General features: G+C 53.1%; 17 protein-coding genes, 1 tRNA gene and 3 pseudogenes. 11 read left to right on the forward strand and 10 right to left on the reverse strand.

All coding sequences use genetic code 11. The annotated features are described in order from the left end of the window. Positions 1-18: 18 nt before the first annotated feature. From ACMXYJ_RS16375 to ACMXYJ_RS16390, 3 genes and pseudogenes are all read right to left on the reverse strand, one after another. Positions 19-258: pseudogene (locus ACMXYJ_RS16375) on the reverse strand (hypothetical protein); the annotation flags it as partial. Next, on the reverse strand, positions 240-1,349 hold the full coding sequence (locus ACMXYJ_RS16385; RefSeq protein ID WP_432760548.1) for a TonB-dependent receptor domain-containing protein: 1,110 nt from the start codon (positions 1,347-1,349) through the stop codon (positions 240-242). The gene ACMXYJ_RS16385 and the pseudogene ACMXYJ_RS16375, both read right to left, overlap by 19 nt. Positions 1,350-1,619: 270 nt before the next feature. Next, the gene (locus tag ACMXYJ_RS16390; RefSeq protein ID WP_415755989.1) at positions 1,620-2,303 is read right to left on the reverse strand and encodes a TonB-dependent receptor plug domain-containing protein; all 684 of its coding nucleotides are present in this window, start codon (positions 2,301-2,303) and stop codon (positions 1,620-1,622) included. 27 nt (positions 2,304-2,330) lie between these two features. On the opposite strand from ACMXYJ_RS16390, the gene ACMXYJ_RS16395 reads away from it, so the two are divergent. The 3 genes and pseudogenes from ACMXYJ_RS16395 (at position 2,331) to ACMXYJ_RS16405 (ending at position 4,429) form a co-directional block, all read left to right on the forward strand. Next, positions 2,331-2,762: a nitroreductase family protein gene (locus tag ACMXYJ_RS16395; protein ID WP_415755990.1), complete on the forward strand. Its 432-nt coding sequence runs from the start codon at positions 2,331-2,333 to the stop codon at positions 2,760-2,762. A 40-nt stretch (positions 2,763-2,802) separates the two neighbouring features. Then, positions 2,803-3,012: pseudogene (locus ACMXYJ_RS16400) on the forward strand (hypothetical protein); the annotation flags it as partial. 394 nt (positions 3,013-3,406) lie between these two features. Beyond that, a complete protein-coding gene (locus tag ACMXYJ_RS16405) occupies positions 3,407-4,429 on the forward strand; it encodes a zinc-dependent alcohol dehydrogenase family protein (RefSeq protein WP_415755991.1) in 1,023 nt (340 codons plus the stop codon). Between the two features lie 378 nt (positions 4,430-4,807). Here ACMXYJ_RS16405 and ACMXYJ_RS16410 read toward each other — a convergent pair whose 3' ends face one another. Together ACMXYJ_RS16410 and ACMXYJ_RS16415 are read right to left on the reverse strand one after the other, a co-directional pair. Continuing rightward, on the reverse strand, positions 4,808-5,155 hold the full coding sequence (locus tag ACMXYJ_RS16410) for a hypothetical protein (protein WP_415755992.1): 348 nt from the start codon (positions 5,153-5,155) through the stop codon (positions 4,808-4,810). A gap of 201 nt (positions 5,156-5,356) precedes the next feature. Further along, positions 5,357-6,061, reverse strand: coding sequence for a hypothetical protein (locus tag ACMXYJ_RS16415; RefSeq protein WP_415755993.1), 705 nt, complete (start codon positions 6,059-6,061; stop codon positions 5,357-5,359). A 678-nt stretch (positions 6,062-6,739) separates the two neighbouring features. Between ACMXYJ_RS16415 and relB the strand changes: the two genes are divergently transcribed. Together relB and ACMXYJ_RS16425 are read left to right on the forward strand one after the other, a co-directional pair. Continuing rightward, a complete protein-coding gene (gene relB / locus ACMXYJ_RS16420) occupies positions 6,740-6,964 on the forward strand; it encodes a type II toxin-antitoxin system RelB family antitoxin (protein WP_415755994.1) in 225 nt (74 codons plus the stop codon). Between the two features lie 518 nt (positions 6,965-7,482). After that, on the forward strand, positions 7,483-7,692 hold the full coding sequence (locus tag ACMXYJ_RS16425) for a hypothetical protein (protein WP_415755995.1): 210 nt from the start codon (positions 7,483-7,485) through the stop codon (positions 7,690-7,692). A 284-nt stretch (positions 7,693-7,976) separates the two neighbouring features. On the opposite strand, the gene ACMXYJ_RS16430 is transcribed toward ACMXYJ_RS16425, so the two are convergent. After that, a tRNA-Leu gene (locus tag ACMXYJ_RS16430) sits at positions 7,977-8,061 on the reverse strand. Positions 8,062-8,285: 224 nt separating this feature from the next. On the opposite strand from ACMXYJ_RS16430, the gene ACMXYJ_RS16435 reads away from it, so the two are divergent. Together ACMXYJ_RS16435 and ACMXYJ_RS16440 are read left to right on the forward strand one after the other, a co-directional pair. Next, positions 8,286-10,832 (forward strand): hypothetical protein, encoded by a 2,547-nt coding sequence (locus tag ACMXYJ_RS16435; protein WP_415755996.1) that lies wholly within the window; start codon positions 8,286-8,288, stop codon positions 10,830-10,832. Continuing rightward, the gene (locus tag ACMXYJ_RS16440; protein ID WP_415755997.1) at positions 10,813-11,253 is read left to right on the forward strand and encodes an antitoxin Xre/MbcA/ParS toxin-binding domain-containing protein; all 441 of its coding nucleotides are present in this window, start codon (positions 10,813-10,815) and stop codon (positions 11,251-11,253) included. Before ACMXYJ_RS16435 ends, ACMXYJ_RS16440 begins: the two co-directional genes overlap by 20 nt. A gap of 132 nt (positions 11,254-11,385) precedes the next feature. On the opposite strand, the gene ACMXYJ_RS16445 is transcribed toward ACMXYJ_RS16440, so the two are convergent. Both ACMXYJ_RS16445 and ACMXYJ_RS16450 read right to left on the reverse strand, forming a co-directional pair. Next, entirely contained in the window at positions 11,386-12,798 is a 1,413-nt protein-coding gene (locus tag ACMXYJ_RS16445) for a hypothetical protein (RefSeq protein WP_415755998.1), read from the reverse strand. Between the two features lie 389 nt (positions 12,799-13,187). Then, entirely contained in the window at positions 13,188-14,222 is a 1,035-nt protein-coding gene (locus tag ACMXYJ_RS16450) for a site-specific integrase (RefSeq protein ID WP_415755999.1), read from the reverse strand. Between ACMXYJ_RS16450 and ACMXYJ_RS16455 the strand changes: the two are divergent. Together ACMXYJ_RS16455 and ACMXYJ_RS16460 are read left to right on the forward strand one after the other, a co-directional pair. Next, positions 14,152-14,778 (forward strand): annotated as a pseudogene (locus ACMXYJ_RS16455) (amino acid ABC transporter ATP-binding protein); the annotation flags it as partial. The gene ACMXYJ_RS16450 and the pseudogene ACMXYJ_RS16455 overlap by 71 nt on opposite strands. Before the next feature lie 83 nt (positions 14,779-14,861). Then, positions 14,862-16,472 carry a gamma-glutamyltransferase family protein gene (locus tag ACMXYJ_RS16460; RefSeq protein ID WP_415756000.1) on the forward strand — a complete coding sequence of 537 codons (1,611 nt, stop codon included), beginning with the start codon at positions 14,862-14,864 and terminating at the stop codon, positions 16,470-16,472. 65 nt (positions 16,473-16,537) lie between these two features. Here ACMXYJ_RS16460 and mhpT read toward each other — a convergent pair whose 3' ends face one another. Further along, positions 16,538-17,773 (reverse strand): 3-(3-hydroxy-phenyl)propionate transporter MhpT, encoded by a 1,236-nt coding sequence (gene mhpT, locus ACMXYJ_RS16465; protein WP_415756001.1) that lies wholly within the window; start codon positions 17,771-17,773, stop codon positions 16,538-16,540. A gap of 334 nt (positions 17,774-18,107) precedes the next feature. Here mhpT and ACMXYJ_RS16470 point away from each other — a divergent pair, with 334 nt between their 5' ends. Continuing rightward, positions 18,108-19,418: an OprD family porin gene (locus ACMXYJ_RS16470; protein WP_415756002.1), complete on the forward strand. Its 1,311-nt coding sequence runs from the start codon at positions 18,108-18,110 to the stop codon at positions 19,416-19,418. Positions 19,419-19,475: 57 nt separating this feature from the next. Here the strand turns inward: ACMXYJ_RS16470 and ACMXYJ_RS16475 are convergent, their stop codons facing one another. Beyond that, a complete protein-coding gene (locus ACMXYJ_RS16475) occupies positions 19,476-19,964 on the reverse strand; it encodes a MarR family winged helix-turn-helix transcriptional regulator (RefSeq protein ID WP_415756003.1) in 489 nt (162 codons plus the stop codon). Between the two features lie 212 nt (positions 19,965-20,176). Between ACMXYJ_RS16475 and ACMXYJ_RS16480 the strand changes: the two genes are divergently transcribed. Next, a complete protein-coding gene (locus ACMXYJ_RS16480) occupies positions 20,177-21,007 on the forward strand; it encodes a p-hydroxycinnamoyl CoA hydratase/lyase (RefSeq protein WP_140678313.1) in 831 nt (276 codons plus the stop codon). The last annotated feature ends 35 nt before the right edge of the window (positions 21,008-21,042 follow it).

Consider the following 21,042-nt stretch of genomic DNA (forward strand, 5'->3'; position numbering starts at 1 on the left):
GGGCCCACCTGGCGATAGGTGTGCTTCATGGATCGGATACATCCATTTGGCTGAGTACTCGCGATCCAGGCTCGGATTGCTGGAGCTGTTGACCTCCGTGTAAGTGCCATAGCGGGTCAGGCGCAGATTGACGTCGAAGTCATGGATCGCCCAGTCAGCGGAAAAAATCGCCTAGCTGCTGGGGGAGGTTTTGGTGATTAGTGCGCGCGCCTGGCGGCCGAGCAACTGATAGCTGCTGTTTAGGGCCGTGAGTTGCGCCGTAACCGCTCCATTAACCCCACATTCAAAGCTGACACCTCATCCCCGAAGCTGTGCTCCCGATTTCTCTCAGGAGCCAGCTCGCCATGATGCGACCCGACGCCAAAGTCGAAAAAGTGTATCTCTATCCCAAACCTGTCGACTTCCGAAAATCCATTGATGGTCTGGCTGCGCTGGTCGAGCTGGATATCAAGGTCGCCGTGTTCGACCCCGTACTTTTCGTTTTCCTCAACAAGCCGCGCAACCGGGTGAAGATTTTGTACTGGGAACGCAACGGCTTCTGCCTTTGGCTCAAGCGCCAGGAAACCGAGACTGAAGTTGGTCGACCGTTCGGGTTTCAAGGACTCGGCCCCGAGCGCTTGGACGCCCGCGGTGTCCACCGGTAAAATCACGTAGTTGTAGGACTGGTAGACGCCATTGATGGTCGAACCCGGTCGAACGCGCGGTGAAGATTCGTTGGCCAGCGACGGAGCGCGAAAGCCGTTGCTGATTGTGCCGCGTATCGAAAACACCGGGTTGAACTCGTAACGGCTGCTGATCTTGCCGCTGCGCGTGCTACCGACGCCTTCGTTGTAATGCTCGTAGCGCGCGGCGACACCGAGGTACCACTGCTCGAGGGGGTAGAAACCCAGGTCGATATAGCTGGCAACGTTGTTGCGACTGACTTTTTGCGCGTCGTCCGGGGTGATGCCGTTGGTGATCTGAGCGCCCGGATCGGGACGTTGTCCGGCACGCGGATGGCCGGCCGGGAACACATAGCCCCCGTCGATGTAAGAGGCTTCGGAGCCGGCACGCGTCTCGTAGCTATCGCGTCGATGCTCGAAACCGAAGGCGACATCCAGTGGCTTGGCTAAACCGATGTCATAGTTGTTCTTCAGGTCCAGGTTGATGGTCCACTGGTCGGCGATATAGATGCCGGAAGTGAATTTGTTTGGCGTGTTCTCGCCCAGCGACGGGTTCTGGTTGTCGTAATTGCGCTGCTTGGCGTAGTTGCGCCCGTAGGTGCTGCTCAAATCCCAGGCCCAACCACCGATACCGATGTCGTCACCCCTGGCGCCGAAGCCGGTTTGGAAATCGGTTTCGTTGATCACCCAGTACGGGCTGTAACCGTCGGGGAAGCCATTGGGACCGGAGGTGATGGTGTTGCATCCGCTGGGCAGGCGAAAGTTCTGGCCGTCGTTGTTCTCCCGTGTAGCCAAGGTCGAGAACGAATAGAGGGTGACGGCATCGTTCAACGGCAGGTCGAGGTTATAGGCGACATCCGCCAGTTGGCTGCGCGGCAAGCCGTAGCCTTTGTAGGTGTGATGGCTGGCCGTGGCCTCGCGCGGATCGGGCGAACCGTCCGCCAGTGGGTAGTAATGCTAGCTGTAGCCGTTGCTGCCGGCCTTGTTGTCGCGTTCCTGGTAGCGGGTGTCGAGCGAAAGGTTGAGCACGCCGGCTTCACCTACTTCGAAACCATAGTTGAGCGCCTCCTGCCCGGTGCCGCGCTTGCCGTCGTAGTTCTGTCCTAGGATCGTGTCGGAGCTGCCGCCGGTGGTCTGCTTGAGGATGATGTTGATCACCCCGGAAATCGCATCCGACCCGTATTGCGCGGCCGCGCCATCGCGCAACACCTCGATATGATCGATGGAGGCCACCGGGATCAGGTCCAGGTCGCTGGGCGCCGCACCGCTGTTGATGCCATTGATGTTCAGCGTCGCGCTGGTGTGCCGGCGCTTGCCGTTGACCAACACCAGCACATGGGAGGCGGTCAGGCCGCGCAGGGTGGCCGACCGAACCACGCCACTGGCATCCCAGCCGGCGCGGTCGGGCAGGTTGAAGGACGGAATGAATTTACTCAGTGCCTCCAGCAGGCTCGGTTTGCCCACCGCGCGCAATTGTTCGCCGGTCACCACGTCGATCGGTGTCGGGCTGGTGGTGACGGTGCGTTGCTCGGTGCCACGGTTGCCGGTGACGACTACGGTGTTGAGGGTCGGTGAGCTGGTTTCGGCGGCTTCGAGGTTGAATGAGGTGAGGCCGCCAGCCACCGGAATATCGAGCTGCATGCACCGGCCTACCTCGATAGTTTGCTGGTGAGCAGCATCGATGCCGCACTGGCGGCGCAAAATGCCGTCGTGGCCTTGGAGTCCCTCGGGTTAGGTGGTGTGTATATCGGTGCGTTGCGCAATAACCTCGCCGCGGTAATCGATGAGTTGCAGCTGTCGCCACTGGTCTTTCCGGTCTTCGGACTGTGTGTCGGCTACGCCGATCCGGACAAACCGGCCAGCGTCAAACCACGTCTGCCCCAGCAGGTAGTGCTGCACCAAGAGACCTATGGGCATCCGGTCGAACAGCAACTGGTCGAAGACTATGACCAGCATATCTCGGCTTTTTATCGGGAGCAGGGACTCACAACGCCCAAGTGGTCGGAGCAGCCCGTGGAGCGTCTGCGCAGCATCCAGACATTAAACGGACGTGAACACATCAGTGCGGTGCTCAAGGGGCAGCGCTTTGAACAAAAATGATGGTTTGGCTCTCCCACCTATACCTCTGTGAGCATGATGCATGTCGGCCTATCGATTATCGGGTGCCGCCATTGTCGGTTGTGCGTTGTTTATGCAGTTGCTCGACGCCACTGCCGTACTGACGGCGTTACCGCAAATGGCCGAGGACTTCGGTGAGCCCGCGTTACGGATGAATTTGATGGTGTCGTTGTACCTATTGACGGCGACGTTTTTTGTGCCAGCCGGTGGTTGGGCGGCGGGTCGATTTGGGCAACAGTGAGTGTTTCATCCAAGGCTGGCGATTGCGTAGGTTGGCTGAATTTATCATGTACTGATCTCTGAGATATCCGGAGGGTCGATGGCCGATCTTGCACCCTTCTGCAGCTGTTGGTCAGGAGGAATGGGCTTTCAGCGGTACGGTAAAACGGGCGAAAAATCAGAAATCTCCGTTCTCCGGCAAGGCTGACTGGATTCCCAGAAAATCTTGATACGACGAGTAATTCGGTTTTCCTCCGTAGGCGGTTTTGCTTTCTTACGAAATTTGACGATGTTGCTACTGCTGCGGAATCAATGACATGCATGTCGACTATTAATAGCCACTCATAGTGTTGGGTAGAAAGTCCAGATAGAGTTCAGGGCATTAGAGGTTTCTTGGCGAGGTTTGCATGTCCCGCACGATCCGATTTCACAAGTTTGGTCCGGCCGAGGTGCTCAAGTGCGAAGAGCATGCGGCAGCTCTGCCTGCACCGGGTGAAGTGCAAGTGCGCGTCGAAGCCATTGGCATCAGCTGGTACGACACTCTCTGGCGTCAGAACCTAGCGTCGTCCCGCGCTCATCTTCCATCCGGTCTTGGCCAGGAAATGGCTGGTATCGTCACTGCTGTCGGCGAGGGTGTCGATGACTTGGCGGTAGGTGACAAGGTCGCTAGCTTTCCAGCCGAAAACCCGAACGACTATCCGGTCTATGGCGAGCAGATCGTTTTGCCTCGCTCGGCATTGACCCGATATCCGGATGTGCTCAACCCGATTGAAGCTGCGGTGCATTACACGCCGCTGTTGACTGCCTATTTCGCCTACGCCGATCTGGCACGGGTCAAACCCGGGCAATTTGCTCTGGTCACCGATGCCAGCCACTGTGCCGGCCCCTCGTTCGTGCAACTGGGCAAAGCTTTGGGGGTAAGGGTGATTGCCGCCACCAAGACGGCGGAAGAACGTGAATACCTGCTGTCGTTGGGTGCCGAGAAAGTCATTGTTACCGAGGAAGAAGATCTGCTGATGCGGATTAACAAAATCACAGACAACCGCGGCGTGGACGTGGTGTTCGATGGTTTGGGCGGTCCGCAGATGTCGTTGCTTGGCGATGTCCTGGCGCCTCGCGGCAGCCTGGTGCTGTATGGCCTGCTAGGTGGTAACCAGACGCCGTTCCCGGCCTGCGCAGCCTTCCAAAAAAATATTCAGTTCTTTGTGCACTGCATCGGTAATTTCATCGGCAAGCCGGAATTAGGCATCATCCAGGATCAGGTCGCGCTGCAACGGGCCTTACGCGACATCAACCAACTGACTGCAGATCGCGTGCTGCTGCCACTCAAGACTCGGGTCTTCCCGTTTGTCGAGTTTGTCGAAGCGCACCGCTACATGGACGAATGCCCGTGCCGCGAGCGGGTCGCCCTCCAGGTCGAGCCGGTATAACCCCCGGCAAGAGTCCGTGCCCGCACGGACTCAAGGCGAGGTTGTTGGCCGGCGATCCAATACCCTTGGTTTCTACACGACAGCCGTACTCAACACGAAAGTCGTTGTCTTTGCGTTTCCCCACCCACCATTCGACGCAGGAGTCTTCCTTAATCTCTACCTTGTCCGCCACTGCGAGATGGGCCTGAAGCCTAGAAACTGTCTAAGGATCAGCGGTGACCCCAGGCAGCTCGATAAGCCCGAACGTCGCCAGAACACTCTGGATCGAACAGGTCTGCATGGATGTGTTGGTGATTGGATTGCGCTCAAAATCTGTAGGCGTGCAGAAGTGCTCAATCAGGTATGTCGGAAGCTGTTTGATTGATTCTGCACGCACATTCATTCGTGAAAACCGATCTGGTGAAGAAATTCTCGGTTAGCAGGGGTGTCTCCCAGAATGTGCAAAATCGAAATAACGTCATAGCCGTAACCGGCGTAGTGAAATTCCGACTGCTTGTTGCGATCTTTGTCTTCAATGATGTGTGACATCGTGAAACGGTAAAATGGTTTCACCTCACGGCTCGGCAGGCGCAACATTTGATCTGTGTAAAATGATTCGATTCGAACGCGCTCTGACAAGCGTTTGTTATTGCGCAGTAACTCGTAAGTGCATACGGCGTACAAGTTGGGATTCTTCTCAAGCTCTGCGCCATTAAAGTCCGTATAAATTTTGAGGCTTCTAAGCATTTGATGTTTTCGCCAATTGGAAATCGATGACCATTTACATTATATCGAACTTAATTGACAAAAACAATTTACGTCTTCGTTGTTATTGGTTAGGTATTTGCGCCCAAAATGCCTGAGGCCTTACAAAATAATAAGACTCTATTAAGTATAAATAAAAATTGCGAACTGTTATTAAAAAGAAAACCCGGTTTAACCGGGGCCTTACTCAGTCACGCATTCTTCGTAAGAGATGTCGGTATAGAGAGATTTTGCTGTCTCCGCGGGGTTGTCTCTGTCAGGACGGTTCCAATTAAGATAGGCAAGATTGTCAAGGGTGTGTATTTCGACGCCAGAAGTTCTTTTGATTTCATTAAATATTTGCTTGAGGCACGTTTGAACCGATTCAAATTTCTGCCGGTTTTCGGAAGTCACGCGCATTTTTCTAAATCTGATTAACTCAGCAATCTGATGCTCAGTTTCATGAGGGGACATCAGAGATCGAATATGCTCATGAATGGCGGTTTTTGCTGCATTGCGATCTGCTTGGGCCTTCAGTGTTTTATCACTAAGGTCCTTATATTTTTCCTTCAGATTGCTTAATGTTAAAAGCTCAGAGTCCAAATCAGGCTGCTTATCAATAATTTTTTTGAGTGACAGTTGAAGGGCCTCTATAGACCCTTCGAACTTCTGAATTTCCTTTTGCGTTAGCTCCGACTCTTCTAGCTTCTCTATCATCACAATTGCGGAAACGGTTTTTTCTTTAAGGTACTCAATTTTATTTAGATTGATCTTGTTGTTTTTTACGAACCAAATTTTTTTCGTTGGATTCCATTGAGCCGTTTTGAATATCTCTCTGAATTGATCTTTGATGGCGAATGGAAAGGATATCTCAAGATAGTCGCCTACAGGCTTAAATGATATTGACATTGCGTTGCTCCGTTTGTTTTATACATAATTATAGTATAACTTACTTGATATCTTTTCAATATGTTGGCGATTAATAAAGACAAGTATTTTAATTTGGCTGATTAGAGTTTTGTTATTGGTGGCTTGTATATTTAAACTACTTTTTTGGCAACAAGCGATCTCTTGTCACCAAACACAATCAAAGGGAGGAGATCCACACCCGGTGACTGCCGGAGGGCTCCAGTCAGCTGATTCGGGCATAAAGCTATCCAAGGTTAGGGTAAAGCGAATGGGGGGAGAGGAAGATTTTGGCGCAGCATTAATAATCTTCATTGTTGCCAAATTCTGTAGCTGTGAGTTTTGTTACAGGAACAGAAAGCGTGAGAGGAGGGAAGTGGATCAGATCCGCCGATTCCTACCGCGTTGTGGGAGTTGAGAGGCTCCCTCCAGCAGTTCCGGGTGGGCGGTCAAGTCCCTACACCAGGGCTGGATATTGTGCGGGACGCCTTGCATGATATTGAACACGTTTGAGCTTCGATAAATCATGTTCTTTGCGCTCAAACCTCCGGCAACCCCATCCTCGGGTTCAAAGTAGCGAGTGTTGGCGTGTTCAAGTACGTATGGAGGAAGGTATGCCTTTTGGCCGTGGGCAACTGGTGACTTTACTTTGTGAGTACACGATCACAGCGAGACTCAGACATGACCTCAATTCAACTGGACCCTGAAACTGAACGGCGCTTGGGGTTCTTGGCTGAGAGCACCGGTCGCACCAGGGAGAGTTGCCTCCAGGAAATCATCGACTACGGCCTGACCGAAATGGAGGATTACTACCTGGCGACTGAAGTCCTAGAACGCGTCCGTAGCGATGAGGAATCAGTCCATTCGACTGCTGATGTGAGAAAAGATCTTGGTGTGGACGATTGACGCCTCTCTGCTTTTATAGGGAATTATAGAGCGATTATAGGCCTGGGCGCGTAGCCCTCCCTGCCGCCTACCTGTGCTAGATTCCCGAGCACGGTGCTGCCGCTTCAAGGCCTAGAGAGCGGCACTCTCCAAGGTATAGATGCATTCCACTTTTATAGGACGACAGTGATTGAGGCCAGAGCCTCGGTTTTGCTGGATTTCTTCTTGCGGACTGTCGTTTTCTTGGCCTTGGGTTTGTGTGACTCGATTAGCTTGTCTGGCGTGCTGCCGGAGAGATGCAGATGACCATAGTGTGCAAGGAAGCAGGGCATCGCTGCGTCCATCTCTTAAACCGCCTCGTGGGCCGTACAGAAGGGCGGCGAGATATAGGCGCTTGGCGAGATCTGCGATTTTCAGCTTGTGGACGGCTTGTCTTTTGAGCTGGACTGGATGCCGAAATGGCTTTGCCATGCTTGGGGCCTGATTAGCATGTACGGAACGCCCGAGGCGGCTAATACACCGGTAATCGATCCGAGTGCGTGGCCAAACGTGAACATGGACGTAACACCCTGTCCTGGGCGAGCTGTAACGCACTCACAGATGGCAAACTCGGGGTTGTGTCGCTGTATGAGGGAGGCGAGATGAACGCTATTTATACGGCTTTCTGCGGACTCAATATCGACGATCTCAATCAATCGGCTGTTTTCCAAAAAGGCTATGGCTCCGCTAAGTCCTGGATTTATTCCTAAAATTTTCATGACTTTTCATTGTAGTAAGCTATTACAGCGTCTTGTTATGCAGTCAGCGGCTGTTTACTTGGCTGACATTTTGAGAGGATTGGAATGGTTTTTCGGTGACCGAAAATCAAGAGGTGTAAATGGCTGTAACCCTTGATTTACGCGGGTTTCAGCTGTCGTAAGCCGTATATTTCCTCTTAAAAGAAATATCGGTAGTGACGACAGACCAGCTTCGCTGAATGTGGCCAGCGGTGGGTTGTCGTGGAGGAGGGAGCTGAGATGAAGATATGTGATGGTGGTGCGGGGTGCGGGACTTGAACCCGCATGCCTTGCGGCGGCGGATTTTAAGTCCGCAGCGTATACCAATTTCGCCAACCCCGCTTTGCAGCAGCGACGGATCATACTGATTTTTCTAAGGATTGTCACAGGATTTCTGCTAGCCCTCCACAAACTCGCTGGCTAGCTTTGCTCCGAAGGAGCGGTGAAAAGGGAAGTACATTACTAAATAATGTGATAAAAATGCATTTTTACGATTAATAAAGTTGCAAATAACTCTTGAGGACGTTATACTGTAGATAAGCCGAAACAGATCCACGAGTATAAAAATGAACGTAATTATCCTTTCTACCCACGATTTGTCATTGGGTTTGCCAGACATTGCTGGCTATGACCTGCCTGCGTCTTTTACCTCTCACATTGTTTACAGCTTGCAAGAGCTGGAGGTTGAAGCGCACGAATTCAAAACGCGCCACGTAAAATTTTCAGTCATGAACAGCTGCGCTAAAGCTGTCCTTTTTGCCCTGCAATGCGGCGCCTCCGTCTGCAACAAGAAAGGCGAGGCGATGTATTTCATTTCGTCGCAGCGCCAGGGCGAAGGTGAAGTAAATTCCACTTTCTATACGAAACCAGAGATGCAGATTCGGGCAGTCATTGAGTCTGCCTGTAATACTCGGGACGCCGAACAGGCGAGCTGGAGGGTCAATAGGATGTTGAATGCTGGCCTCGATTTTTTCGGAGATGAAACATTACGTTGTATTCTACAAGAAGGCATTAACTCCCCGAAAATTCTGGCTGTATTTCAAAAGTCGTATGCGAAATTTGTCAGTGATTATGAAGCGAAAGTAAATCGAATCATCAAGCCCAGCACCCCTGAGATAGTGGATCTGAAGACTTTCCGGCCCACTGGTGCCAGCGTCCTGAGTTTTGAAATGGGATCAGGCAAGTCGGTGCTGATGAACAACGAGTTTGACTCTGCCCGGAATGACGGGCGCTTTCCGATGATGCTCGTGCCAAACATCGCGCTAACTGGCCCGCACGCCTCACGTGATGAACACTACAAAAATACTGTCGATACAGACGGGCGAGAAATTATCAAAAAAGGTGCAATTTCGACTCTGAACTCCGCGAAAATCAGTGGTCATTCTCGGATTAACAGCGAAGGAAATCTGCTGATTATCGACGAGGCCGTAAGAGGTTTTGAGCACATCAATGGCGATGCGTTCTTTGATGGAACCGTCGCTGACAAGCGATCTGGGTTCAAATATATTTTTGATCGCATTAAATCATGTGAAGACGTAACAATTTCGGACGCTCACTTTGGTCAGGAATATATTGATATACTCGAAGGGATAACCGGTAAAAAATTTACAGCATATAAAGATGAGGGAGGTCGTTATAATAATATTAAGTTTAATTTCGGTACTTTGAAAAGCGAAGACCTTATTCACAAAGCAAAGAATGATTTCAGGAACAATGAATCAATTACGTTTTTTTCTGATCGAAAGCAAGAAATCGCTAAATCAATGTATTGTGAGCTTGCCGACTTTACCCAAGCTAAGGGCGGTAAATCGATTCTGCTGAATGCTCATGAAATGAACGTTGATGAAAGCATCGCTTCACAAGCAGCATCAGACCCGTCAAACGTACTAAAAGATTACAACTTGATTTTCTGCACTCCCGCCGTTGGTCCCGGCTTCAGTGCTGTGCTGCCAGAAGTTAAGAAGATCTATATCGATTGCTGCGGAACGATATCGCCACTGTCTTTAATTCAAACATGCTTGCGTTTTAGAAATGTGGAGGAGATTTACATCTCATTTTCGCTAAATAATAGAAAGGCGGCGCTACCCGAAACCCGCTCAGACGTTTGCTACAGCCTTATCGAGCGCGAAAATGAAGTGAATCTTAGTGAGGGAGATACTATTCTTTCGCACAATACTACACTTCACAACAAAATGATGGCTGACCCAATTCTATGTGCCGCTTTCGATTTTTTGGCAATAGAAAACTGGACGCGTAATTCGTACAAAAATTTTGTAATAACTGCTATGAAGCAGCTTGGATTTGCTTTGAAGTTCATCTCGACCGATGAAGATAATGTTGCAATGCAATCCTCTAAATTGGCGGCAAGAAAAACCGCTGAAGCTGAGTTTAAAAGAAAGCTTTATCAATCGGTAGAAATGATCTCTGCTAAAGAAGTAAAGTTTTTGGAGAATAAAACCAAGGCTGGTTTAGTCGATTTAAACACTCAGTATTTAATTGAGAAGGCATCAAATGCATTAATAATGGGAGTCAACGACACGTTTTCAGACATTGACTATGATTTTGTGTGCCGAAAAGGCGTGGTATTGATCAACAGAATTCGCCTTGCTAACGGAAAGCCTGGCTTTGAACGCACAACCGCAGAAAGAATGCAGGCTCAAGTTTTGAGAGATATTCAAAATTTTTTGACCATTGGAGAATTCACACAAGAGTCATTCTCATGCTTTGTATCACATATGAAAGTTACAAAGGGAATCTATGAAGGAAAGAATATCTCGCAAATCAAGCTGCTTAAAAACTATTTCATGTTGATTGTTGACGCCAAGGATAACTATAAGGCTGTCAATTCGATGATTGGATTGCTGGGATTTAAGCTGCGCTCCGACAAAAACAAAAAAACAGGAAGAGGCGCAGATAGAAAGAATGCTTATGTTCTCGACACATCATTTCGTGATCAGGCGGACGCGTATATTCAGCGTGGCAATCGATACGACGATTACAGCATGATCGCCTATGAAATTTCCTCAGATCCTCTGCAAGAAAACGACGAGGAAGCTATGATTCATCAGGTTCAAAAATGCGGAGCACTAAAATTTGAGGGAGTACCGGCCTGAACCAGTAGCGCTAGCTCCAACCCCTTGGGATCGCCTCGGCATCCCTTCGGGCGGCTCTGAGCTGCTCACTCAGCTGCACCAGGGCTTCTCCATCAGCACCCTTCAGTTTCTTTCCGAGATTATCCTGATTGACACCAGAACCCTCGGGCAAGCCATTTCCCTCAGCCCCTCAACGCTTGGCAGAAGGGCTAGGGCAGGGCGCTTCACAACCAGTGAAAGCGATTCAATCTACCGACTCGCCACCGTCATCCTCTCCGCCCTGGATCTTTTCGAAGGCAATGTTTTGTCAGCAAAAACCTGGCTTCAAACACCTGCGTTGGCCCTGGGAGGGCGCAAGCCCCTGGACATGGTAAGCACCCAAGTTGAGACGAACGCCGTGCTTTGGCTCATTGGGCGGGTGGAGCATGGCGTCTTTAGTTAAATCGTAGGCAAAATAAAAGGGCTCTCACCGAGAGCCCTTTTATTGGTCGCCGAACCAAATTGACACGCAAAATAACAACGTTCCAACAATTTCTATTATAGGCGTTGCTTTATTTACTTGTCAATATAATAATTAGACTGTTTCGTCTTTTTTGCTCGGAAGTCCAAGTTTTTTCAGTTCTTCTGGTGAAAACTCTGCCAACAGCTTCATCAGCTCATTGAACTTGTTTGTCTCTTCCAACTTCAGGCCAAACAGATCCTTTGTGAGGCCAGTCTTTTCAAGGATGAGGTCTGTAATCTTCTGCGTTTGTTTGCGCAAGTGTTCAGGGTCGTCCCAGGTGTAGCCGACTGTCACGTCCTTCTGCTTTGGGACGTGATCTACAAGAGCTTTCCAATCGTGCAACGGTATTTCTGCGCTCCTGCAAAACTGCTGGAAAATATTCCTCAGAGCCTTTTTGGGATAGCGCGCTAGTCCTGCTTCATCAAAAATCAGCTTGAGATACTCACGAGCACTGGTCTCTGCTATTGGTTTCGTGGGCTCTGTAGGAGACTGAAAGAGCATAGAATGGCTGGGATCGTACTCTCGCTCGACAAACGTCCATGCTACATCGCTTAATGGAATCTCGATTTCCTGCCCACTCTTCCTGACTGCTAGTGCATAGGCCCTGTCATACACAAAACTTTTTCTGTGCGTGTAAACCATTTCTAATGGTGTGGCTCTCAGCTCACCTGGACGCATTCCGGAAAAAAGTTGTAGCAGATGCAGGTTGATACAACGCTTAAGCTGATTCGTGCTCCTCATGCCGTCCGGAGGGTTGTCACGTAATTTCAGGGCTGCACGAACGAATTTCCCAAGGTCGTCGTCCGTAATTTTGTACTCATTCCTTTTTTGAGGAACGTCTTTGTTGAGGGCAGCGATGATGCTCGTAAAGTTGTGAAATCCTTGGTCTTTACGGGTCGCCATGGCGAATTCAGTTAAGACAGAAAGCACCACTTTCACTTTGCGAGCGGGTGAAATTCCCTTCGGAGATAGCTCATTGTATTTCGCTAGGAACTCAGCCTCTGAGATTTCTCTAAGATCGCGATCTAACCAATCGGACACGTATCGATTCAGCACGCCGAGCATCTCTTTGTAATAATCGGCGGTTTTACCTTTCTCATTTTTGACGCTCAGAACACCGTACACACCTTTCCATTCTTGAAAGGCTTGCCTAATGGTGAACTCGTCACCTTTTTGATCGAGCAGTTCCCCTGGTTCCAACGTCGATAGCAGGCGTTTGGCCTCAATCCTAAGGTCGTCCAAATCGTAACTTTTGGGATCATGTGGAATGATCTTGTTTATCAGGTTTTTCTTGCCGACACTCCTGCGAGCATTCACGTAAAAGCTTTTTTTCGTCACGCCGATTTTCAGCCGAAGGTCGCTGCCTTCGGTTGTATCTCGATAGAAAAGGGTGACGCCTTTAGCGGACAACGGGAGCTTGTCGATTTCCTTTTTCTTAAAAACCATCTCAAATGTGCTGCTGCTTCCGCTATTCTCGTTGCCCATGGCGCCTCCGATTATGATTTTAGTAACATAGTCTATTCCGTCCCTCGCGCCAAGATATAAATTTGATAACTTTTTAGTAACGTCAATGCCGCCGTAGGATTGACTAAACAAGGTAATATGTTATTGAGTGTTTTTAAGGTTGTCGAGATTAGCCTGTATGGTGTGTATTTTGTTGTGAGTGCGTCATTTCCTTTGTTTTTCTCATAACAAAATATACTGCAATGTAATAAGCTTGAGGGACTTAAAATCCCCCGCTCGTAAGGGCGTGCCGGTTCGATTCCGGCTTCGGGCACCATAAATATCAAGGGCTTGCGTGACATACCTCACGCAAGCCCTTATTTATTTGCTCCGCAAAATCCAATCTCTGCTCCGCAACTCGCTACCATCGGTCATTTCGTCGGTGTGACTTTCATCCCTTTGCGCATTCGAATGTACTGCTCTGTCATGCCGACGGTGGTGTGCCCCAGTTGATCGCGCGCTGCTCTGATGTTGCCTGTTGATTCCTCCTTATCTGTCGCCGCCTTCGCCCGCAAATCTCGCATTTGAAAGTCAGCTTTCGGAATGCCAGCGGCTTCCCGCGCATCATCGAATCTTTTTCTGAGCATGCTTGTCGTAATCGGTTGCCCGTTCTCCATCACGACCAGGCGAGTAGATCTAATCTTGTAGCCGGCCTTGCGAGCCATAATCCGGTCAATCACAACTTTCAATTCACCAACTATCTCGATGCGCCGTTTCGCGCTGGTTTTCCCTTGTTGAACCGAAAGCTGGCCGTCGCGAATATCTCGCTCGTCCATTTTCAATGTGTCGGCAACCCGCTGTGCCGTGAGGTAGAACAGGTCCAGCGCGTCTTTTAGCGGTTGCTCTGCGTGCTGATACACCTTCAGCAGAAGGTCGTCTTCCACATAGATGTCCCGGCCAGTTTCTTTATTACCTTTGATCCCCGAACACGGGTTGGCCAAGGCTGTGTATCCGCTCTGACGTGCGAAGTTCCAGATTGAACTCAGTAGTGCCTTTTCGCGATTTACTCGAACGGGAGCTGTTTTTGAGCGGTACCGCAGGTACTGCCTGACGTGTTGGGGTTCAATTGCCTCAAGCGGGGCAGGTGGATCGTTGAAGAAAACTAGCAACTGCTTCAATTCGCGTGCGTTGTCTTTCTGGGTTGCGGGTGCCTTCGTCGGTACGACTTCGGCCATATAGAGATTTGCCACATATTCGAAGGTGAGTACTGTTCTCACCAACGCAACCGAGACTCGAGAATTCTCCAGCTTGGCGTACTCTAGGATGGCTAATCCGTAATCAGAGCCCAGTGGAATCTCCCGACGCGGCTTTGATCCAGTGTCGTAGTAGTAATAAACAACACCACTACGCTGTTTGCGCTTCCTTAAGCGAGTGATGCTGTCCGGTTTCGATGGCTTACGACCCATTTATAGTGCTTTCCTTGGCTGCCTGGTGCGCGACTCCGAGCGCAACATCGCTCGCCAGCGTCGGGACATCGGCATGGTCTTCCAGCGTTTCAATCTGTTCCCCCACATGACCGCGCTGGAAAACATTATTGAGGCGCCGATTCAGGTCCTGGGCGTGCCACGTGCCGAGGCTTTGGAGCAAGCCCGGGCCTTGCTCGCCCGGGTCGGTCTGGCGGACAAGGCCATGCATTACCCGTCGATGTTGTCCGGTGGACAGCAGCAGCGCGTGGCCATCGCCCGGGCACTGGCGATGAAACCTCAAGCCATGCTGTTCGACGAGCCCACCAGCGCCCTGGATCCGGAAACCGTCGGCGAAGTGCTGCAGGTGATGAAGCAGCTGGCCGACGACGGCATGACCATGGTGGTGGTCACCCATGAAATGGGTTTTGCCCGAGAAGTCGCTGACCGCGTGGTGGTCCTCGATCAGGGCGAATTGATCGAACAGGGTCCGCCGGAGCAGATCTTCAGTCGACCGACTCATCCGCGTACCCAGGCCTTTCTCAGTCGCGTGCTGTGATCTTTGACTCCAGCCTTTTATCGCTCGGGAATGGAACCGGATCAAATCCGGCCAATGAATCTTTGTTTGGAAGAGCTTTTGCCATGTTGAAATTCTCTGCCCACGAATATCCCTATCCGTCGCAACGTCAGAGTGTGTTTGCCCGCCGTGGAATGGTCGCGGCTTCCCAGCCGCTAGCCGCCGAAGCCGGCATCGAAATCATGCGCAACGGCGGCAATGCCATTGATGCCGCGATCGCCACGGCGGCGGCTCTGACGGTGGTTGAACCCACCGGCTGCGGCTTGGGTGGCGACGCCTTTGCCTTGGTCTGGAGCAAAGGCCAATTGCATGGACTCAACGGCAACGGTCACGCGCCGGCGGCACTGACGATCGACGCGGTCAAAGCGAGTGGTCACGAGCAGATGCCGCTTTATGGCTGGACTCCGGTCACGGTGCCGGGTTGCCCTTCGGCCTGGGCGGAGCTGTCCAAACGTTTCGGCAAGCTGCCCTTTGCCGAGTTGCTGCAGCCCGCCATCAGTCTGGCCCGGGATGGCTTTCCACTGTCACCGGTGGTCGCCCGACAATGGCAGACCGCTCTGGATGAATTCGGCCCCCATCGAGACCCAGTGCTCGACGTCTGGTTCGACACGTTCCTGATTGATGGCCGTGCGCCAAAGGCTGGTGAATTATTCCGCAACCCGGCGCAAGCCCGAACGCTGGAAGAACTGGCGGACAGCGCTTGCGAAAGCCTCTATCGCGGTGATTTGGCTCAGCGTCTGGATGCCCATTCCCGCGCCACCGGCGGCTATCTGCGAGCCAGCGACCTGCGGGACTATCGCGCTCAATGGGTGGATCCGATCAGCATCAACTACCGCGGCTACGATGTGTGGGAAATCCCCCCTAGCGGGCAAGGATTGGTGGCCCTGATGACCCTGAAAATCCTTCAGGGCTTTGACTTCGATCACCGAGACAGCCAGCAGACCTGGCACCGTCAGTTGGAAGCCATGAAGCTGGCCTACAGCGACGGCCTGCATTACATCACCGATCCGCTGCACATGCGTGTGGCTGTGGCTGACCTTCTCAGCGATGCCTATAGCAGCCAACGTCGCGAACAAATCTCTGATCAGGCGCGCGAACCCAATCCCGGCGATCCCCACGCTAGCGGCACGGTGTACCTGGCCACGGCGGATGCGGAGGGCAATATGGTGTCCTTCATCCAGAGCAACTACCACGGTTTTGGCTCCGGTGTGGTACTGCCAGACAGCGGCATCGCCTTGCAGAACCGCGGACAGGAATTCAGTCTCGACCCTGACCACGCCAACTGCCTGGCACCGGGCAAAAAAACCTTTCACACCATCATTCCTGGCTTTATCAGTAAAGGCGACGCACCGGTGGGACCGTTCGGCGTCATGGGTGGCTACATGCAGCCCCAAGGCCATGTGCAGATGGTTATGAATCTGGTGGATTTCGGTCTCAACCCCCAAGCCGCGCTGGACGCTCCGCGGTGGCAATGGTTGGGGGATATGAAAGTCGGCATCGAACACGGGGCGTCTCGGGATTTGGCCGCTTCGCTGGCACGGCGTGGACACCAGATTCAGGTTGATTGCGACCTGATCAATTACGGCCGAGGGCAGATCATTGTCCGTGACCCGGACACTGGCGTCCTGTGCGGCGGCACCGAGCCACGAGCCGATTCCCATATCGCCGTGTGGTAGCGGGCCGCTGAAAACAAGAAAAGAGACCTCGGTCTCTTTTCTTGTTTTTGCGGCAGGCGGCGCGGTCAGCGTTTGTCCGTGACCGGGGTTGCCGTTCTAAACTCGGGCACAGTCTGCGGGGCCGATCGGACAATCACGCTGATGATGGCCAGTGCTGCAATCACCAACCCAGGTGAAGTTGCCAGTAACACCCCAGTGGTGCCGGCACCGGCCGCCAGTATCTGCCCTGCGGCCAAAGGCCCGGCCACCGACCCCAGACGACCAATGGCTACCGCGGCGCCGACGCCGGTGGCACGTACCGAGGTCGGGTACGACGGTGGTGCCAGGGCGTAAAGCACCAGTTGCGCGGCCATCACAAACAAACCCGCGCAAAACCCGGCGATGGCCATGGGGACGATGCCCACCGACAAGCCGACCCCGGCCAGCGCTGCCAGCAATGCGGCGTATACGAATAGCACCACCTTGACGCCGTTGCAGCGATCCAGCAGTACCCCGCCAAGTAGCGAGCCGAGGGCGCCGCCGATGTTGAACAGCATCTGCACCAGGCCAGCCTCGGCTTTGCTGAAACCTTGTTCCAGCAGCAGTGATGGCAGCCAGTTGAGCAACATGTACATCACGGTCAGGGTGAAGAAGTAGCTGAGCCACAACGCCAGGGTGACGCGAGCCCGGTCTTCGCCGAATAACGCCTGGCCGGTTGAAGTGCGGGCCATGGTGACGGTGCCTTGTTGCTGGCGAAAGGCGCTGGACTCGGGCAGCAGCAGGATCATCAGCGGCACCACCAGCAAGGGCGCGAGCCCACCGATGATGAAGGTCGTCTGCCAATGCTCGGTGAAGAGCATGGCGACCACCGCCGCCAATGCACCGCCCAACGGCACACCGGCATACATGATGCTGATCGCGGTGCCGCGACGTTGCTCACCCACGGCCTCGGCACACAGAGCGATCAGGTTGGGCAGGGCGGCGCCCAGGCCCAGGCCAGTCATGAAGCGAGCCAGTAGCAGGCCAGTGAAACTGCCGACGTAGGCGGTGCTGAGGGAGAAAATGCCGAACAGCAGCACTGCTGCGATGAGGATTTTCTTGCGGCCGATTCGATCGGCAATCCAGCCGCCGAAAAAGGCGCCGGGCAGCAAGCCGATAATTCCGGCACTGAACACCCAGCCCATCGATTTCGGGTCCAGGGCAAAGGTCTGGCGCAGGCCCGCGGCGGCAGTACCGGCAGCTTGCAGGTCGAAACCTTCGATCAATGCAACGATAAAACACAGGGCAATGGTCAGCGTCGTACGACGTGATGGGGTGTCCATGGCGAACCTCATTATTGTTTTTGTTGGTGTGCTGACGGATGAGCGCGAGCCTGTTCTCACGAGGCGATGACAGGTCTTAAATAAGATTAACAAAGATAACTAAAAAATGAATACTCAGAATTGTTTGCTGAAAAACAGCATTAAACCTATTTAAATCAATCAGATGACATCTCTATAAAGATAAATTCTGAAAATAGATAACAATATTAATGTTCGTTTATCGGTCACTTACGGTTGACGCCATGCCAGGCTGTTTCCATTCTCTGGCCGCAGATCTCCGGGATAACCCCAACGATCCCGTTCAAAAAACAACAACAATAAGTGGACATCGAACATGCCAAACCTTCCTTGGGACGTCCTTGCGGCGGATTCAACCTTACCTGTTCGCGCACGCCACCTGGCCTTGCTGGGCCTGAGTTTGATTGCGCCATCGGCGCTGGCTGACGGCTTCATCGATGACAGTCACGGCACCTTGACCTTGCGTAATTACTACCTGGATCGGGATTACAAGGACGACGGAGCGAAAACCGCGGCCCGGGAATGGGCTCAGGGTTTCATCATGAATGTGGAGTCGGGCTTTACCCCGGGGACCGTCGGCTTCGGCCTGGACGCCCGTGGGTTGATGGGGGTCAAGCTGGACTCGGCGCCGGACCGCAGCGGCACCGAGTTACTGCCGGTGTCCAGCAGCGACAAGCGCGCGGCGGACGAGTATTCGCGCCTGGCCATGACCGCCAAGATGCGTGTTGCCCAGACCACGGTGAAGACCGGCGACGTGTCGATTTTCCTGCCATTCGCTTTCGCCAGCCCGTCGCGGCTGCTGCCGCAGACTTTTCGCGGCACCACGCTCAGCTCAAAGGACATCGACGGACTGACCGTCAACACCGGCTACATCGACCGCATCAACAAGCGTGATTCCACCGACTACCAGCCAATGAGCATCGCTTCGCCAAACCGGCGTTTCAACGGCGCGGCCACCTCATCGCACATGGCCTATGTCGGCGGCGATTACCAGGTGAACAAGGACCTCAGCTTGCGCGTGTATCACGCCGAAGTGGCGGACCTGTATCAGCAGAACACCCTGGCGTTGCTGCACACACTGCAGGTGGGCGAGGGCACGCTGACCAGCGACCTGCGCAGTTTTTTCAGCGATGAAGACGGCAGCGCGAAGGCCGGCAAAGTGGACAACCGCAACCTCTCGGCGCTGTTTGGCTATCGCTTTGGCGGCCATCGTTTGAGCCTTGGCTATATGCACGCCAGTGGCGACACGGCGACGCCCTATGTGTCAGGCACCGAGTTGATGGGCATGAGCGAGCTGACCATGAGTTCGGATTTTCTCAATGCCAAGGAGCGAACCTGGCAGGCGATGTACGACTATGACTTCGCTGCCGCCGGGGTGCCCGGCCTGAAGAGCCGCTTGCGTTATGTGCGCGGTGACCATATCGAACTGGCGGCATTGAATGCCGACGACCGCAAGGAGCGGGAGTTCCAGATGGAGCTGGGGTATGTGATCCAGAGTGGTCCGCTGAAGAATGTCGGGCTGATGGCGCGCAAGTCGATCTATCGCAACGACTTCCCCGCCGGCGCGGCGTTTCGCGATGAAAACCAGACGCGCTTTCTGGTGCTCTACACCGTGCCGATCTGGTAAGCCGTTTCACTTGTAATGAATCCGGCCGTTCCCCATGAGCGCGCCGGCGTTCGCGTTTCAGGCTTGATAGACCTTTTTCAGCAACCTGAGCAGTTCTTCGCGTTCCTGGCTGTCGAGAGCGGACGTGGCATCCATGTCGCTCTCGGCGGCAATCAGCTTCAACTCCTTGAGTAGCGTCTCGCCGGTCTTGCTGAGGAATATCCCATAGGAGCGTTTGTCCGGTTTGCAGCGTACCCGTACCGCGAGCGCGCGCTCTTCGAGTTTGTTAAGCAGCGGCACCACTTGGGGCGGTTCGATAGCCAGGGCTTTAGCCAGGTCGGACTGCATCAGCCCGGGGTGCTGCTCGATAATCGCCAGCGCCGAGAACTGCGCGGGCCGCAAGTCGTGGGCCGCAAGTCGGCTGATCAGATTCTGGAACAGTTTCAACTGGGCCCGGCGCATGGCGTAACCGATCAGATCGTCCAATGCGGAGTCCATCGGCGCCTGAATTTCAGCGTTGTCGGCCAGGGCTTCTGGGGCAGCGACATTTTTGGACGACTTGGCCATTGCGGGAATATCCCTCGGGTTTCAGGTTAATAAAGATATCTAGTTTGACGAGGTTGAACTGGAATAGCTACGTCAGGAGCCTAACACGTCGCCTTTCCATGGAGATCGATGGCGAAAAATATTTTGTTAATTCAATTAATAGTTAATTGACATAACTAGTTTGCCGGTTTAGTTTTTACCCATCGTCAAGCCAAGAACAAGAGAGCATCACCATGAGCAATTACGAAGGTCGCTGGACAACGGTCAAAGTGGAAATCGAGGAAGGCATCGCGTGGGTCATCCTCAACCGCCCAGAAAAACGCAACGCCATGAGCCCGACCCTGAACCGCGAGATGATCGATGTTCTGGAAACCCTGGAGCAGGATCCGGACGCGGGCGTACTGGTGCTGACCGGTGCGGGCGAAGCCTGGACCGCAGGCATGGACCTCAAGGAATACTTCCGTGAAGTGGACGCCGGCCCGGAAATCCTTCAGGAAAAAATCCGCCGCGAAGCCTCTCAATGGCAATGGAAACTGCTGCGCATGTACGCCAAGCCGACCATCGCCATGGTCAACGGCTGGTGCTTTGGTGGCGGTTTCAGCCCACTGGTGGCCTGTGATCTGGCGATCTGCGCCGATGAAGCGACCTTCGGCCTGTCGGAAATCAACTGGGGCATTCCGCCGGGCAACCTAGTGAGCAAAGCCATGGCCGACACCGTGGGCCATCGCCAGTCGCTGTACTACATCATGACCGGCAAGACCTTTGATGGGCAAAAAGCCGCCGAGATGGGCCTGGTCAACGAGAGCGTGCCCCTGGCGCAACTGCGTGACGTGACAATCGAACTGGCGCGTAATCTGTTGGAGAAGAACCCGGTGGTGCTGCGCGCGGCCAAGCATGGCTTCAAGCGTTGCCGTGAACTCACCTGGGAGCAGAACGAAGATTACCTGTACGCCAAGCTCGATCAGTCGCGCCTGCTGGACACCGAAGGTGGCCGCGAGCAGGGCATGAAGCAGTTCCTCGACGACAAGAGCATCAAGCCCGGTTTGCAGACCTACAAGCGCTGAATTGCGGCGTTGAAATCAAGGCGAGCTGGCCGGGC

This window comes from Pseudomonas arabinosi (assembly GCF_047758675.1).
Lineage (GTDB): Bacteria > Pseudomonadota > Gammaproteobacteria > Pseudomonadales > Pseudomonadaceae > Aquipseudomonas > Aquipseudomonas arabinosi.